The 14,879-nt window shown below is 73.5% G+C and carries 16 protein-coding genes and 1 pseudogene; 7 read left to right on the top strand and 10 right to left on the bottom strand.

Annotation, left to right across the window (positions count from 1 at the left end):
• Window positions 1-57 precede the first annotated feature (57 nt).
• The 4 genes from BLT52_RS11495 to BLT52_RS11480 are packed head-to-tail and all read left to right on the top strand — an operon-like array spanning window position 58 to window position 2,939.
• Window positions 58-402 (top strand): S-adenosylmethionine decarboxylase family protein, encoded by a 345-nt coding sequence (locus BLT52_RS11495; protein ID WP_157677090.1) that lies wholly within the window; start codon window positions 58-60, stop codon window positions 400-402.
• Window positions 402-1,100, top strand: a complete 699-nt coding sequence (locus BLT52_RS11490; RefSeq protein WP_090593677.1) for a hypothetical protein — start codon at window positions 402-404, stop codon at window positions 1,098-1,100. The genes BLT52_RS11495 and BLT52_RS11490 overlap by 1 nt, the downstream gene beginning before the upstream one ends.
• A 28-nt stretch (window positions 1,101-1,128) precedes the next feature.
• Complete coding sequence (locus BLT52_RS11485) at window positions 1,129-1,362, top strand: DUF350 domain-containing protein (protein ID WP_090593674.1); 234 nt, start codon at window positions 1,129-1,131, stop codon at window positions 1,360-1,362.
• Complete coding sequence (locus BLT52_RS11480; protein ID WP_090593671.1) at window positions 1,359-2,939, top strand: polyamine aminopropyltransferase; 1,581 nt, start codon at window positions 1,359-1,361, stop codon at window positions 2,937-2,939. The genes BLT52_RS11485 and BLT52_RS11480 overlap by 4 nt, the downstream gene beginning before the upstream one ends.
• Before the next feature lie 15 nt (window positions 2,940-2,954).
• Here BLT52_RS11480 and BLT52_RS11475 read toward each other — a convergent pair whose 3' ends face one another.
• The gene (locus BLT52_RS11475; RefSeq protein WP_090593668.1) at window positions 2,955-4,661 is read right to left on the bottom strand and encodes a DUF2207 family protein; all 1,707 of its coding nucleotides are present in this window, start codon (window positions 4,659-4,661) and stop codon (window positions 2,955-2,957) included.
• A gap of 136 nt (window positions 4,662-4,797) precedes the next feature.
• On the opposite strand from BLT52_RS11475, the gene BLT52_RS11470 reads away from it, so the two are divergent.
• Window positions 4,798-5,949, top strand: a complete 1,152-nt coding sequence (locus tag BLT52_RS11470; protein ID WP_157677089.1) for a neutral zinc metallopeptidase — start codon at window positions 4,798-4,800, stop codon at window positions 5,947-5,949.
• A 21-nt stretch (window positions 5,950-5,970) separates the two neighbouring features.
• Here the strand turns inward: BLT52_RS11470 and ispF are convergent, their stop codons facing one another.
• The 3 genes and pseudogenes from ispF to BLT52_RS11460 all read right to left on the bottom strand — a co-directional run bounded on the left by ispF (window position 5,971) and on the right by BLT52_RS11460 (window position 7,688).
• The gene (gene ispF, locus BLT52_RS21240) at window positions 5,971-6,441 is read right to left on the bottom strand and encodes a 2-C-methyl-D-erythritol 2,4-cyclodiphosphate synthase (RefSeq protein ID WP_197679364.1); all 471 of its coding nucleotides are present in this window, start codon (window positions 6,439-6,441) and stop codon (window positions 5,971-5,973) included.
• A gap of 75 nt (window positions 6,442-6,516) precedes the next feature.
• A pseudogene (gene ispD / locus BLT52_RS21235) lies at window positions 6,517-7,164 on the bottom strand (2-C-methyl-D-erythritol 4-phosphate cytidylyltransferase); the annotation flags it as partial.
• A 38-nt stretch (window positions 7,165-7,202) separates the two neighbouring features.
• Window positions 7,203-7,688, bottom strand: coding sequence for a CarD family transcriptional regulator (locus BLT52_RS11460; protein WP_090593662.1), 486 nt, complete (start codon window positions 7,686-7,688; stop codon window positions 7,203-7,205).
• Between the two features lie 210 nt (window positions 7,689-7,898).
• Between BLT52_RS11460 and BLT52_RS11455 the strand changes: the two genes are divergently transcribed.
• Window positions 7,899-8,498, top strand: a complete 600-nt coding sequence (locus BLT52_RS11455) for a hypothetical protein (protein ID WP_090593660.1) — start codon at window positions 7,899-7,901, stop codon at window positions 8,496-8,498.
• Between the two features lie 69 nt (window positions 8,499-8,567).
• On the opposite strand, the gene BLT52_RS11450 is transcribed toward BLT52_RS11455, so the two are convergent.
• The 4 genes from BLT52_RS11450 to BLT52_RS11435 are packed head-to-tail and all read right to left on the bottom strand — an operon-like array spanning window position 8,568 to window position 12,183.
• Complete coding sequence (locus tag BLT52_RS11450; protein ID WP_197679011.1) at window positions 8,568-9,263, bottom strand: alpha/beta fold hydrolase; 696 nt, start codon at window positions 9,261-9,263, stop codon at window positions 8,568-8,570.
• Between the two features lie 46 nt (window positions 9,264-9,309).
• Window positions 9,310-10,269 carry a ribose-phosphate diphosphokinase gene (locus BLT52_RS11445; protein ID WP_090593654.1) on the bottom strand — a complete coding sequence of 320 codons (960 nt, stop codon included), beginning with the start codon at window positions 10,267-10,269 and terminating at the stop codon, window positions 9,310-9,312.
• Window positions 10,270-10,312: 43 nt separating this feature from the next.
• Entirely contained in the window at window positions 10,313-10,990 is a 678-nt protein-coding gene (locus tag BLT52_RS11440) for a response regulator transcription factor (protein ID WP_090593652.1), read from the bottom strand.
• On the bottom strand, window positions 10,987-12,183 hold the full coding sequence (locus BLT52_RS11435) for a sensor histidine kinase (protein WP_172804028.1): 1,197 nt from the start codon (window positions 12,181-12,183) through the stop codon (window positions 10,987-10,989). The genes BLT52_RS11440 and BLT52_RS11435 overlap by 4 nt, the downstream gene beginning before the upstream one ends.
• Window positions 12,184-12,391: 208 nt before the next feature.
• On the opposite strand from BLT52_RS11435, the gene phoU reads away from it, so the two are divergent.
• Complete coding sequence (phoU, locus tag BLT52_RS11430; protein WP_090593649.1) at window positions 12,392-13,054, top strand: phosphate signaling complex protein PhoU; 663 nt, start codon at window positions 12,392-12,394, stop codon at window positions 13,052-13,054.
• A 58-nt stretch (window positions 13,055-13,112) separates the two neighbouring features.
• On the opposite strand, the gene BLT52_RS11425 is transcribed toward phoU, so the two are convergent.
• On the bottom strand, window positions 13,113-13,472 hold the full coding sequence (locus tag BLT52_RS11425; protein ID WP_231946276.1) for a YciI family protein: 360 nt from the start codon (window positions 13,470-13,472) through the stop codon (window positions 13,113-13,115).
• 95 nt (window positions 13,473-13,567) lie between these two features.
• Window positions 13,568-14,773 (bottom strand): aminoglycoside phosphotransferase family protein, encoded by a 1,206-nt coding sequence (locus BLT52_RS11420; protein WP_090593646.1) that lies wholly within the window; start codon window positions 14,771-14,773, stop codon window positions 13,568-13,570.
• Between the last annotated feature and the right edge of the window lie 106 nt (window positions 14,774-14,879).

The raw sequence follows: 14,879 nt of genomic DNA, 5'->3' as shown, positions 1-14,879 counted from the left end.
CCGACCCCGGTCACCGCTAGCCTCGGCCCTGATCGCGACCCGTCGAGAAGGAGACCGGTGGTCCTCCCCCGCAACACCGTGCACCTCTTCGAGGTCTCCGGAGCCGACGCCGCACGGCTGGACGACCTCGGGCTCGTCCAGCGGCTGCTGGCCCGGGTGGTCCGCGACGCCGGGCTGACGCCGGTGGCCGAGACCGCGCACCGCTTCAGCCCGCAGGGGCTCAGCCTGGCGGTGCTGCTGGCCGAGTCCCACATCGCCGTGCACACCTGGCCCGAGGCCGGCACCGCCTACCTGACGCTGACCACCTGCCGGCTGCCCGAGCCGGGCTTCGGGGACCACACCGCGGACCTGGTCCGCGAGGAGCTGGGCGCCACCCGGGTCGAGCTCAGGGAGCTGGTCTAGTGGTGCGACCCAAGGCGCGGATGAAGCTGGGCCGCTACCTGATCGGCGACCCGCCGTGGCGCTCGCTGCCCAACGGCGTCGCGGTCTACTCCGAGTGGGACACCGAGGACGGCAGGCACTACCACTGGGAGGAGTGGGAGCTCCTCGGCTACGAGGACCTGGACTTCTGGGTCGAGTACGACCACTACTCCCGCGAGGTCTCCCTCTACTGGCCCGCCCGCAGCGAGCCGACCACCGACCCCACCGCGCTGGCCCTGCACCAGGAGCTCGAGCTCACGCTGGACGGCGTCGCGAGGCGCTGGGTCGTCCGGGAGGTCGGGGTGGGCACCATCGACACCCTCGAGGGCGCCTTCACCTACGACATCGTCCAGGGCCAGCAGGTCGCCTACGCCGAGCTGCGCGAGCTCGGTGGCCCGCACCGGGTGGTGCTGGAGAAGTTCGACGAGCGGGTGATCGACGCCTACGCCGCCACGACGCTGGACGTGGCCGGCCAGAAGCACCACTTCGGCCGCCGGATCGCCCCCTACGACCTGCGCAAGCTGCTGATGGCCCTGGTCGTGCTGGCGGTGCTGGCCTTCGGCACCCTCGGCTCCTGCCTCCCCCAACGCGACTGCACCCCGCGCGCCGGTCAGACCACCAGCGACTGCCGCACCGGCTTCGGCGGGGGCGGCGTCGGCGGCGGAGGCGTCGGCAAGTGACCCGCACCCCTACGAACGGAGACCGCCCATGAACGAGCAGACCTCGCCCCTGATCGACCTCGCCGCGCTGCTGTCGACGGTGGTGTACTCCGTCCTCGGCATCGTGCTGATGGTGCTGACCATCGTGGTGGTGAACAAGCTGTTCCACCTCCGGCTGCACCACGAGCTCGTCACCGAGCACAACGTCGCCTTCGGCATCATGATCGCGGGTCTGGCGGTGGCGATCGGCATCATCATCGCCGGCACCATCATCTCCCCGTGACCCGGCGCGGGCAGCTGGACCGCGCCACCGTCTTCGCCGCCGCCCTGCTGGTCGCCGTCGGCGGCATCGTCTACGAGCTGATCCTCGGCACCACCGCGTCCTACCTGTTCGGCAGCTCGGTGGTGGCCTTCTCCCTGGCCACCGGTCTCACCCTGTTCGGGATGGGTCTGGGCTCGCTGCTGGCCACCCGGCTGACCTCCGACCCCGGCCTGTCCTTCGTCCGCAACGAGGTGCTGCTGGCCCTGCTCGGCGGCAGCTCGGTGCTGCTGGTGCACTGGGCCTTCGCCGCCACCGACGTCTACTGGGTGGTCTTCGTGGTCCTCTCCCTGGCCATCGGGGTGGGGATCGGGGTGGAGATCCCGCTGCTGGTGTCGCTGGTGCGGGCCAGCGGTCGGGAGGAGTCGGTGGACCTGCTCTCCAAGGTCCTGGCGCTGGACTACTTCGGCGCGCTGGTGGCCTCGCTGCTCTTCCCGTTCCTGCTGCTCCCCACCCTCGGGCTGGCCCGGACGGCGGTCACGGTGGCCCTGCTCAACGTGGCGGTGGCGCTGTTCATGCTGTGGCGGATGGGGCTGCGGACGCGGTGGAACCTGCTCTCGGTGCTCGCGCTGCTGGTGCTGCTGGCGCTGTTCGTGGCCAGCTCCTCGCTGGAGCGGATGGCGGTGGCCCGGCAGTACACCGACCCGGTGGTGCACCAGGAGACCTCGGCCTACCAGCGCATCGTCCTCACCGCCTACGGGTCCGACACCCGGCTCTGGCTCAACGACCAGCTCCAGTTCTCCACCGTCGACGAGGCCCGGTACCACGAGACCCTGGCCCACGCCGCGCTCACCTCGGTGGCCGACCCCCGCTCGGTGGTGGTCCTGGGCGGCGGGGACGGGATGCTGGCGCGCGAGGTGCTGCGCCACCCCGGCGTGCAGCGGGTGACCGTGGTCGACCTCGACCCCGCGGTGACCACCCTCGCCCGGCAGAACCGCCTCGTCGCCGAGGCCAACCAGCACGCCCTGGACGACCCCCGCGTCGAGGTGGTCAACGCCGACGCCTTCGTCTGGCTGGGCGAGCCCGGGCCACCGGTCGACGTCGTGCTGGCCGACCTGGTCGACCCCTCGGACGAGCGGGTGGCCAAGCTCTACTCCCGCGAGCTCTACGCCCGCGCCGCGGAGCGGCTGGCCCCGGACGGCGTCCTCGCCACCCAGGCCACCTCCTCCTACTTCACCCCCGACGTGCACCGCCAGGTGGCGGCCACGGTGGTGGCCGGGATGCCCGGGCGCACCGTGGTGCCGCTGTCGGTGAACGTGCCCTCCTTCGGGGAGTGGGGCTTCGTGCTCGCTCTCCCCGGCGGGCCCGGCGGGGTCGTGGTCGACCCGGAGCCGGGCGCGGTGCCCGGGCTCCTCACCCGCTCACCGCTGCCTGCGGGCCTGCGCTTCCACGACCTGGAGACGCTGCAGCAGACCACCAGGCTCCCCCGCGACCCCTCCGGTCGTGAGCCCGACCAGGGCTGGGACGCCGAGCCCTCGACGCTGCTCTCGCCCCGGGTGGTGACCACCTACACCCGCGACATGCGGCTCTGGCGCTACTGACGCCGCCGCGCCCGGTCAGCGGGCGAAGAGGTTGCCCGACACCGTGGAGATGAAGTTCTTCAGCGACTCCGGCAGGTGGTGCAGGTGCCAGTGGTCGGGGCCGTGGTACCAGGACAGGTCGGTGGAGTCGGCGTCGCCGTCCTCGTCGGCGTCCACGATGGCGTCGATCCAGCGGTCCCGCCCGCCCAGCACGATGGCGTAGGGCAGCACCTCCGACAGCTCGTGCAGCTCCCTCCCCGCCGGTACCTGGGTGGTGGGGTGGGTCTGGAGCTCGCTGCGCAGCAGGCTGAGCCCGGCCAGCAGGTTCGAGCCCTCCGGCGTCCGGGCCGGCATCTCCTGACCCACGAAGCACAGCCCCAGGGCCAGCGCGACCAGGGCCAGGCCGAGCAGCCCGAAGGTGGTCAGGGCGACCAGCACGCCGGTGGCCACCACGGCCACCACCAGGGCCAGCACGCCAGCGGTCCCCCAGACGTTGCGGGTGCTGTCGGGCCGGTGGTCGAACCAGCCGCTGCTGACCACGTCGTCGTAGAGGTGGGACTGCACGTCGGCGATGTGCGCGGCGATGGTGGGCCCGATCTCGGAGACCAGCACCCCCTCCCGGCCCTCCGCCGGGGTGAGTGCGGTGAGCAGCGCCCGCTCGAAGCCGGCGAGCTGCTCCTCGTCCCCGGGGCGCCGGACCAGCAGCCAGTCGGTGCGGGCGAACTCCTCGGCGCGCGGCAGCTCCACGATCCGCAGGTGGCCACGCACCGCGAGGTCGATCAGGCTGGCCGTCACGTCGATCGGGTCCACGCGCTCGTCCACCACGGTGCCGACCTGCCCGGGGCGCACCGGCACCAGCAGCGAGAACTCCGACTGGCCGGGGCCGGTCGGGCGGAACTCCGCCACCCGGGTCGGCGTGCCCGGGGAGGCGTCGCGCCCGGCCCGTCGGTGCAGGGCGAAGAGCACCAGGCCACCCAGCAGGAGCGCGCCGAGGGCGGCCCCCAGCGGCAGCGGGTCGGCGGAGAAGGCCCCACCGAGGGTCCAGCGGCGCTCGACCTGCTCGGTGACGGCCACGGCCTGGGTGGGGATGGTGATCTGCAGCAGCACCACCTCGCCCTCACCGCGGGCGCCGTCGGCGAACTGGGGCTGCGGGTAGTCCTCGGTGCCCGCGGCGGAGAAGCGGCAGACGCCGGGGTTGGCCACGTCGGGCGGGCCGGAGAGGCACTGGAAGTCCTCGGCGATGCCCGGCAGGTTCACCCCGCCGGTGACCTCGTCCACGCTGACCGAGAGCCCCTGCAGCACCCGCCAGCGGACCTGGGTGGTGTCCTCGTCCAGGGCGAAGGTGGCACCGCGGACGGTGTAGCCGATGGTCACCGGGCCGCTGGCGTCCTGGGTGGGCACCGTGATCGTGAGGGCGTCTCCGGACTCCTCCACCTGCGGGGCCGCACCGGCGGAGGTGGTGACGTCGCTGACGGAGTAGACGTGCTCCCGGTCCCCCAGCACGTTCTGGCGCAGGGCCACCCGCTGGGTGACCTCGGCCGGCGGGGTCTCGGTGAAGGTGAGGGTCTGCTCGACCCGCAGCGCCCCGTCCCGCCCGACCGAGACCTGGATGTCGACCAGGCTGGCGCGGCCGTCGGCGTGCGCCGGCAGCGCCAGGGAGGTCAGCAGCACGGCGAGCAGGGTGGCGACCACCACCCGGGCGGTGCGGACCCGGCCCGGGCTCGTGGGGTGCAGGGCAGTCACGTCAGGGGCCTCCGGTCGGGCAGGTCGTCAGGACGGGACGCCGGGGCGGCCCGGCCACACGATAGCCCGTCGGGAGTCCGCCGCCGCCGGTGCCGGGCCGCCGTCCGCGGACCCGGCTGGGGTTAGGGTGTCGCCCGTGACCCAACAGCCCTGGGGCCCGCCCGCGGGCCAGCGTCCGCCGGCGCCGCAGCGGAACGTCCCCCACTCCTCCCCCTGGAACGCCGCCGGGCCCCAGCAGGCCCCGCCCGGCTGGAACGCCCCGGGGCAGTGGCCGGCCCAGCCCTCCTGGGGGCAGCAGCCGCAGTGGGGCCAGCAGCCGCTCATCCGTGGCCCCGGCGGGTTCGCACCGCCCCCGCGGCGCCGGCGCAACCCGCTGAGGACGGTCTTCCTGGCCATGTGCGCCCTGGCCGTGGTCGCCCTCGGCGCGCTGGTGCTGGTCAACCTCAGCGGGGTCGGCGGCAGCCGCGAGGTCGCCTACGAGAACGAGGACTACGAGGTGCCGCCGGAGTCGGCCACCCCACCGGCGCTGCCGGACTACCCCACCACCTTCGATGATGCCTACGTCGCCCTGGAGGAGAACCCGCTGTACGTCCAGACGATGCCTGAGCCGGTGCGCTGCGAGCTCCCCGCGGGCAACCCCTGGGAGATGGGCGACGACGAGCTGGACGCCTACATCACCGAGGAGATGGCCTGCCTGACCCGGGTCTGGCAGCCGGCGCTGAACGCCGCCGGCTGGGCCGAGGTCCGCCCCCAGGTGACCGTCTACAGCGACTCGGTCACCTCCGGCTGCGGCAGCATGCAGGGCGAGGAGGCGGTCAACGCCTTCTACTGCCCGGCCGACCAGTCGGTGTACTTCTCCACCCTGATGTTCGAGTACCTGCCCGACCTCCGCCAGCCCAACATCGCCGCCCTGGTGATGGCCCACGAGTACGGCCACAACGTCCAGGCCCGCAGCAACCTGCTCATCCCCGGGCAGCTGCTGGTGGCCAACACCGACGACGAGGGCACCCAGCTCGAGCTGAGCCGGCGCCTGGAGGTCCAGGCGGACTGCTTCGCCGGCTCCTTCTTCACCTCGACCCGGACCTCGCTCGGGCTGACCGAGGAGGACTTCGCCGGCATGGAGCAGGCGCTGTTCAACATCGGGGACGACCAGCTGACCGGGGACCCCGACGTCGTCGGCAACCACGGCCACGGCGACAACCGCCAGCTGTGGGGTGCGCGGGGCTGGACCAGCACGGCGCTCTCGGTGTGCAACAGCTTCATCGCCCCCTCCAGCGAGGTGGAGTGAGGCGGACCCGCGGCTGACCCGTCAGCCGCGGGTCTGCAGCAGCGCGTTCGCCAGCGCCGCGATGCCCTCGCCGCGACCGGTGAGGCCCAGCCCGTCGGTGGTGGTGGCCGAGACGCTCACCGGCGCGTCCAGGGCCCGTGACATCAGCGCCTCCGCCTCGCCGCGGCGCTGCGCGAACCGGGGCCGGTTGCCGATCAGCTGCACGGACACGTTGACCACCTGGTAGCCGGCCTCGCGCACGCGTCGGGCGGTCTCGACCAGGAACTCACGTCCCGAGGCGCCGGCCCAGCGGGGGTCGGAGGTGCCGTAGTTGCTGCCCAGGTCACCCAGACCGGCGGCGGAGAGCAGCGCGTCGCAGACCGCGTGCGCGACCACGTCGCCGTCGGAGTGACCGACCGGGCCGACGGTCTCGGCCGCGAACTCCAGGCAGGCCACCCGCATCGGGCGTCCGGGGGCCAGCGCGTGCACGTCCAGCCCGGTGCCGGTGCGCAGCCGGGGGACGGGGGCGGGCGCGGGGGGGAGCGGGGCCGGGACGGCCTGCGGCTGAGCCGCCGGCTCCAGCAGCGCCGCGGCCAGGGCCAGGTCGGGTTCCGTCGTCACCTTGAGGGAGCGGGTCGACCCCTCGACCAGGTGGACCGGGTGGCCGACCAGCTCGCAGGCGGCGGCGTCGTCGGTGACCACCTCACCGCTGCCGGCCAGGGCGGCGTGCGCGCGACGGAGGACGTCGAGGTCGAACCCCTGCGGGGTCTGCACGGCCCGCAGCCGGCTTCGGTCGAGGCGGCGGGACCCCTCGGTGCCGACCTCGCGGACGGTGTCGACCACCGGGACCACCGGCACCACGCAGGGGTGACCGGACCGGACCGCGCCGACCACCCGGCGGACGACCTCGACCGGGACCAGGGGGCGGGCGGCGTCGTGGACCAGCACCACGCGGGCGGGTGAGTCCTCCAGGGCCCGCAGCGCACCGGCCACCGACTCCTGCCGCTCGCGGCCGCCGGCCACGTAGGAGATGCCGACCCGTCCGGCCAGGTCGGCCAGCGCGGCGGCGAACTCGTCGGCCAGCTCCGGCCGCACCGCCACCACCACCTCATCGACCCCGCCCTCGACCAGGGTGCGGACGGCGTGGTGGACCAGGGGACGCCCGCCGAGGAGCCGCAGGGCCTTGGGGGCGGGGGCCGCCGACCCCATCCGGACGCCAGAACCGGCCGCTACCACGATGGCAGCGACCGGTTCGGCGTGTGGCTCGGTGGTGCTCAGGAAGCCAGCACCTCGTCCAGCAGGATCTCCGCCTTGTCCTCCGCGACGCGCTCGGCCAGCGCGAGCTCGGAGACCAGGATCTGACGGGCCTTGGCCAGCATCCGCTTCTCACCCGCGGAGAGCCCGCGGTCCTTCTCACGACGCCAGAGGTCACGGACGACCTCCGACACCTTCATGACGTTGCCGCTGTGCAGCTTCTCGAGGTTGGCCTTGTAGCGTCGCGACCAGTTGGTCGGCTCCTCGGTGTGCGGTGCCCGCAGCACCCCGAACACCTTCTCCAGACCGGCGGCGTCCACGACGTCACGCACTCCGACGAGGTCGAGGTTGCAGGCTGGCACCCGGACGACCAGGTCGTTCTGGCCCACGATCCTGAGGACGAGGTAGAGCCTGTCCTCACCCTTGATCGTGCGGGTCTCGATGTCTTCGATGACGGCCGCCCCATGGTTGGGGTAGACCACCGTTTCTCCGACTGCAAAAGACATATGTTGTGCCCCTTTCCCTGAGAGGAGTCTACCACGGGGCGGGTCGGCCCCTACCGGCGTTTGCCCTAGCCAGAGGCCGGTGGAGGCACTTGACAGACCTTGACAGATGAGAGCGCGTGTGTCTCGACGGGCCGCCCGGGGGCTACCGGCGAGCCCGCCACGGGGTTTGTCGGTAGGCTGCTCGCACCCGAGCAGGAGGAGCACGTCCACGTGGGCACCATCGACCGACGCACCGTCGCCGCCGTGCGACCCCGACGCCGACTGGTCCGGGGCCTGGCCGCCGCCACGCTGGCCCTCGGCCTGACCGCCGGGGTCGGTGGCTGCGGCTTCGACGTCCAGACGCTGCAGCCCTACACCCCGGCCGCGGGGGTCAACATCGACGTCTCCACCGAGCCCGGTGTCGGGCCGACCACCATGGTCCGCAACCTCCTGGTCGTGTCCCGCTCCGACGGCGAGGGCTACCTCTCCGCCGGCCTGGTGGTCGAGCGCCCCGACGAGCTGGTCGACGTCAGCGGTGTCCCCATCGGCCCCGACGGCGAGCGCGGCGCCCCCCTGGAGGTCACCCTCGGCGGGGACTACGCCCTCGACCCGGCCGACGGCCTCGTCGTGCTGACCACCGACCGCCCGGTGATCACCGTCAGCGGCGAGGGCGTCGTGGACGGGCTGACCGCAGAGCTCACGCTGACCTTCCGCGAGGGTGGCGAGGCCACCCTGGTCGTGCCGATCGTGGGGCTCGCCCAGCACTTCCGGACGGTGTCCCCCTCTCCCGCACCGAGCGCCTCCCCCAGCCCGTCCAGCACGCCCTCCTGAGGGTGGACGGCCCGCGGGCGTCCGAGGGACCGCTCCCGCTCTGACGCCCACCCGCGGGGCTGCCGGCGCTCAGCCGTCCAGCAGCGCGTGCAGCCGGGCGGCCAGCAGGTCCGGCCGCCGCAGCGGGATGTCGTGCCCGCTCCCCCGGACGACCTCGACCGCGCTGTGCGGCAGCGCCCGGTGCAGGGCCTCCGCCGACGCCCTCACCGACCTCTGCTCGCGCGACCCGGCGAGCAGGAGGGCCCGGCCGGGGAACGTGCACCAGCCCGCCGGGACCGTGAAGCGCAGGTTCTCCCCGATGCTGGCCAGCAGCGTCGACCGCGACAGGCTCGCGGAGGTGCGGACGTAGTCGGCCAGCAGGTCCGCGGGCACCGACAGCTGTCGTCCCTGCAGCCGGGCGAACCAGTCGCGTCCCGCGAGGCCGGCCGTCGCGCCGACCAGGGCCAGCGTCGCCCCCCGGGCCCGGGGTGGGCGGGCCAGGGCGCTGACCACGCACACCCGGTCGACGAGGTCGGGCCGGCGCGCGGCGAGGAGGACCGCGAGCTGGGCCCCGAGGGAGAAGCCGACGACCGCCACCGGCCGGGCCTCGTCCTCGAGCAACCGCTCCAGCGCGGTCGCCGTCGCGTCGTGGGAGTGGTAGGCCAGCGCGGCGCTGCGGTCGTGGCCGGGCAGGTCGGGCACCAGCAGCCGCAGCCCCGGGCGCAGCCGCGCGGTCAGCGGGTCCCACATCCAGCCGGCGACACCCCCGCCGTGCAGGAGCAGCACGGGTCGGCCGTCGGTCCCTCCCGTCCTCAGGTGCACGGGACGCCGCTCAACCGACCGTGACCTCGTCGCTGAACAGGCTGCTGATCGACTCCCCCAGGTGCACCCGGCGCACCGCCTCCGCGAACAGCGGGGCCACCGAACGCACCTGGAGGTTGTGCACGCGTCGCTCGGGCGGCAGCGGCACGGTGTTGGTGCAGACCACCTCGGAGATGCCGGTCTCGGCCTGCAGCCGCTCCACCGCCGGGCCGGTGAACAGCCCGTGCGTGCAGGCCACCGAGACGCTGCGGACGTCGTCGCGACGCAGGCAGGTCATCAGCTCCACGATGGACCCGGCGGTGGCGATCTCGTCGTCGAGCACGATCACGTCCTTGCCGCGCACGTCACCGACGATGGCGTCGATCACCACCGTGTCGTCGGAGCGCCGGTGCTTCGACGCGGCCGCCACCGGCACCCCCAGGTGGTGGGCGAAGTGACCGGCCACCTTGAGGTTGCCGAAGTCCGGTGAGACCACCACGGTGTTGGACAGGTCGCGGCCCACGAAGTGCATCGCCAGCTCCTTGAGCGCGCTCAGGTGGTCCACCGGCACCGAGAAGAAGCCGTGCACCTGCTCGGAGTGCAGCGCCATGGTGACCACCCGGTCCGCCCCGGCGGTGGCCAGCTGGTCGGCCACCAGCCGGGCCCCGATGGAGATCCGCGGGGCGTCCTTCTTGTCCGAGCGCGCGTAGGCGAAGTGCGGGATCACCGCGGTGATGTGCTGGGCGGAGGCGCCGCGGGCGGCGTCGAGCATCAGGTACAGCTCCATCAGGTTCTCCTGCACCGGCGGCACCAGCGGCTGGACGACGAAGACGTCGCGCCGCCGGCAGTTGGCCCGCAGCTGGACCTGGAGGCAGTCGTTGCTGAAGCGCGTCGTCCGCGAGGGCGAGAGCCCCACCCCGAGGATGTCGCACATCTCCTCCGCGAACTCGGGATGGGCCGAGCCGGAGAAGACCGCGATCTCACCTGTCACGGGGCTCACCCTAGTGCCGGCGGCCGGGCCGACCCGGCGGGCCTCAGGCCTCGAACTTGTAGCCCAGCCCGCGGACGGTCACCAGGTGCACCGGGTTGGCCGGGTCGGGCTCGATCTTGGCCCGGAGCCGCTTGACGTGGACGTCGAGGGTCTTGGTGTCCCCGACGTAGTCCGCGCCCCAGATCCGGTCGATCAGCTGGCCCCGGGTCATCACCCGGCCGGAGTTGCGCAGCAGCATCTCCAGCAGCTCGAACTCCTTGAGCGCGAGCTTGATCCGCTGGCCGTCCACCGACACCTCGTGGCGCTCGACGTCCATCCGCACGCCACCGGCCTCGACCACGTCCGGCAGCAGCTCGACGTCCTGCCCGCGTCGCAGCACCGCCCGGATCCGCGCCACCAGCTCCCGGTGGCTGAAGGGCTTGGTGACGTAGTCGTCGGCACCCAGCTCCAGGCCCACCACCTTGTCCACCTCGGTGTCGCGGGCGGTGACCATGATCACCGGCACCGGCCCGCGGGCGCGGAGCTGTCGGCACACCTCGGTGCCCGGCAGCCCCGGCATCATCAGGTCGAGCAGGACGATGTCGGCCCCCACCCGGTCGAACTCGGCGAGGCCCGCGGTCCCGTCCGCGGCCTCCACCACCTCGAAGCCCTCCTTGCGCAGCATGAAGCTCAGCGCCTCACGGTAGGAGTCCTCGTCCTCGACCACGAGTACCCGTGTCATCTGTTCAGCTCCTGTGTCTCGTGCTGCAGCGGACCCGCCACCGTGGCTGGTCCGTCGTCCTCGCCCACGTGCTCGGGCAAGGTGATGGTGAAGGTGGACCCCTGACCCACCTTGCTCCACACGGCCACGTCGCCCCCGTGAGCGGCCGCGACGTGCTTGACGATGCTCAACCCCAACCCGTTGCCGCCGTTGGCGCGGCTGCGGGAGTAGTCGACCCGGTAGAAGCGCTCGAAGATCCGGTCCAGGTCGGCCGCGGCGATGCCGATGCCGGTGTCGCGGACGCGGATCTCCACCCGGGCGTCGTCGCCGCCGGCCGCGCGGCGCGAGGAGACGGTGACGTGGGCCCCGGGCTCGGAGTAGAGCACGGCGTTGCGGACCAGGTTGCTGACCGCCATCGCCAGCTGGCCCTCGTCGCCCATCACCTGCAGCGCCTCGCGCCCGGCGACCCGCAGCCGGATGCCGCGGTCCTCGGCGTCGACCCGGACGATGTCGACCGCCTCGGCCAGCACCTCGTCGACGTCGACCACCCTCGGGGCCAGCAGCGGGTCGTCGGCCTGCACGCCCGAGAGCTGGATGATCTGGGCCACCAGGCCGGTCAGCCGCGCCGTCTCGTGCTGCATCCGGCCGGTGAAGGCGAGCACCGTCTCCGGCTCGTCGGCCGCGGAGGCCACCGCCTCCGACAGCAGCGAGATGGCGCCGATGGGCGTCTTCAGCTCGTGGCTGACGTTCGTGACGAAGTCGCGCCGGATGGCCTCCAGCCGCACCGCGGAGGTGCGGTCCTCGGCCAGGAAGACCACGAGGTCCTCGGCCAGCGGCCCGACCCGGACCGCGAAGTGGCTGAGCTGGTCCCCACCGCGCGGGAGCTCGAGCTCGACCGAGCGGACGTCGCGGTCCTTGCGGGACTCCCGGACGAGCTCCAGCAGCTCGCGGTGCACCACCCGGCTGCCCCGCACCAGCCCCAGCACCCGGGCCTGCTCGGAGGCCTCCAGCACCTCGTCGCTGGGCCCGACCACCACCCCGGCCGAGCGCAGCACGCGCAGCATCTGGGAGACGCCGTCCGGCACCGGCACCCGGGCGATCTCGAGCCGCTCCTGGGCGGTCTGGCGGTGGGCAGCACCCCGCGCCACCACCACCGCCACCGCGATCGTGGCGCCCACGACGGCGCCGACCACGGCTGCCAGCAGGATCTCCACGATCGCTCACTCTAGGGCCCGACACCCTCCTGCCCCGACTCCTCCCGGGCACGCGGACGACCCCGGTAGGCCCACGTGGCAGGACGTTGTCCGACCGTTCACGCCGCGTTCACCCCAGAGGTGCAGGAGCGCAGTTCCCGGGCCTAGGCTCATGTGGTGCAGTACTGCCCTGCTGCGTGACGTCGTCGACCAAGTCAGGACCGCCAAAATGCGAGAGACCTACCGTGTGGAGCTCGAGAGCGTCATCGAGGACCTCGTCTCGATGTCCCAGGACGTCCAGGTGGCCGTGCGCGACAGCACCCGGGCCCTGCTCCAGGCCGACGACGCCATCGCCGAGCGCGTGATCACCGAGGACGAGAAGCTGGACCGCGTCGCCGACGACATCGAGCACCGCTGCTTCTCCCTCCTCTCGCTGCAGGCCCCGGTGGCCGGCGAGCTGCGCATCGTCGTCTCCGCCCTGCGCATGGTCGGCGAGCTGGCCCGGATGGGTGACCTCGCCGCGCACGTGGCCAAGGTGGCCCGGCTGCGCTACCCCGAGATCGCGATCCCCGAGCGGCTGCGCCCGAACTTCGCCCGGATGGCGGAGATCTCCGAGCAGATGGTCGGCACCGCCGGCAGCACCCTGCGCGCCCGCGACGTCGAGATGGCCGAGACCCTGGCCCAGAACGACGAGGAGATGGACGACCTGCGCCGCAGCCAGTTCCGTCTGCTGCTGGGCGACGAGTGGCCCTACGGGGTCGAGGCCGCGGTCGACGTGGCCCTGCTCGGCCGCTACTACGAGCGCATCGCCGACCACGCCGTCTCGATGGGCAAGCGGGTCATCTACGTGGTGACCGGCGCGGTGCCCGCGGGTGCCGCCCAGTGGCCGTGAGGGTCACCCTCCTCCCCGTCTGACGTCCTCGTCCGGCGCCGGTGCCTGCTCGCGGGGCTCAGGCGCCGGGGTCGGGGACGACGGCCCGCACCTCGACGGCCTCGGCGTTCGTGAGCAGACCGCAGAGGTCCAGCAGGTCGGCCAGGTCGTCGCTGCGGACCAGGTAGAAGCCGGTGAGCTGCTCGACGGTCTCGGCGTAGGGGCCGTCGGTGACGGTCACCGCACCGCGGTGGCCGCGGACCACCTTGGCCCCGGACGAGTGCTCCAGCTCCGCCCCACCCAGGACGGTGTGGCCCCGCTCCCCCAGCTGGGTGGCGAACTCCCGGTGCTGGGCGTACACCGCCTCCCGGGTCGCCGGGTCCGCGGCGGCCCAGCGGGACTCGTCCCCGGGCAGCAGCACCACGTAGTCGGTCGTCATCGTCGTCTCCTCCGTCCGGGCGGCTGCCGGTCAGCCTGCCTCACCCCGATGACGTCCGGGCACCCCCGGTCTCGACAGCCGCGGGGGAGAGCGTCTCAGGTGCCCGGGACGGCGGCCGCGGCGGCGGCCTCGCGCAGGCAGGCGGGGACGTCCCGGGCGTGGTAGACCCGCTCGTCGGGCTCGATCCCGGCGCAGAGGTCGGCGTAGACCATGGCCGCGACCAGCGGCATCACCGGCCGGAGCAGCCCGACGGCGCGCTCGGGCTCGCAGCCGGGGACGACGCGGCGCCAGGCCGTCGACCAGACGGCGGCGACCCGCTCGCGATCGCCCCTCCCGAGCGGGCGGAAGAAGGCCAGCTCGTCGGTGAGGGGGTGCCCGACGGCGGAGTCGGACCAGTCCAGGATCGCCAGGTCCCCCGGGGTGCCGCGCACGTTGCCGGGGTGGAAGTCTCCGTGCACCAGCGTGTCCGGGATGCCGCAGGCGGCGAGCCGCTCCGCCCGGGCGTCCAGGGTCTGCAGGAGGTGCTCCAGCCGGCGGAGCTCCTCGACCCCCAGCGCGCCGGTCTGCTCCCGGACCACCTCGGCCAGCCGCGGGGCGATGGTGGTCAGCCGCCGGTCCGGCACCCCGAGGGCGAGCAGGTCCTCGGTGCGTCCCAGGAAGGGCACCTGCAGGGCGACCAGCTGCTCCACCATCGCGGTCAGCGGCTCACCGGTGGCGTGGAACTGGTCGGTCCCGACGACGTCGGGCAGCAGCACGCGACCGGGCTGGGCCGCCAGCGGCCGCGGCACCGAGGAGGGGTCGAGCCGGGTCATCAGGAGGCCCTCGTGGGCGAAGAACGGCGGCACGCTCTTGAGCCAGACGTCCCCGTCGGCGGTGGGGACCCGCCAGATGCTGGAGAGGTTCCAGGTCTTGACCTGCTGCGGCCGCCCGGTGGCTGGGCGACCGGCGTCGGCCAGCTGCTCGACCGCCCACCCCAGCTCGCGGCGTGGCCCGCCCGGCCGGGCCCAGCCCTGGCGCAGGGGGTGCTCAGCCGTCGGGTCCCCCGACCACGGGCGGAGGTCGGCGGGGACCGCTCCGGTGAGCTCGGCCAGGTAGGCCACCTCGCCCCCCGAGGTCAGGTCCGCGGGCGCGGTCAGCAGCCGGAGCACGGTGACGTCGGCGGCATGACGGTGCCGGCACCCGCGGACCACCTCCGTCACCTCGGGCCACCAGGGTGTCGGCACCGGGAAGGACGGCAGCGCGCCCAGCACCTCCCCGTCCCCGGTGCAGAGCACCACGGTGACGTCCTTCCCCACGTCCACGGGCGAACGGTAGCCAGTCGTCGCCGCGGCGGCGAGGGAGTTCCCGGCCTCCCCGTGCCCGGTCCTGGCCACCGCCGGGCGCCGCGGACCCTGTGGATACGCTGGT

The organism is Auraticoccus monumenti (assembly GCF_900101785.1).
GTDB lineage: Bacteria > Actinomycetota > Actinomycetes > Propionibacteriales > Propionibacteriaceae > Auraticoccus > Auraticoccus monumenti.
This window is presented reverse-complemented; position numbering and strand designations above follow the sequence as displayed.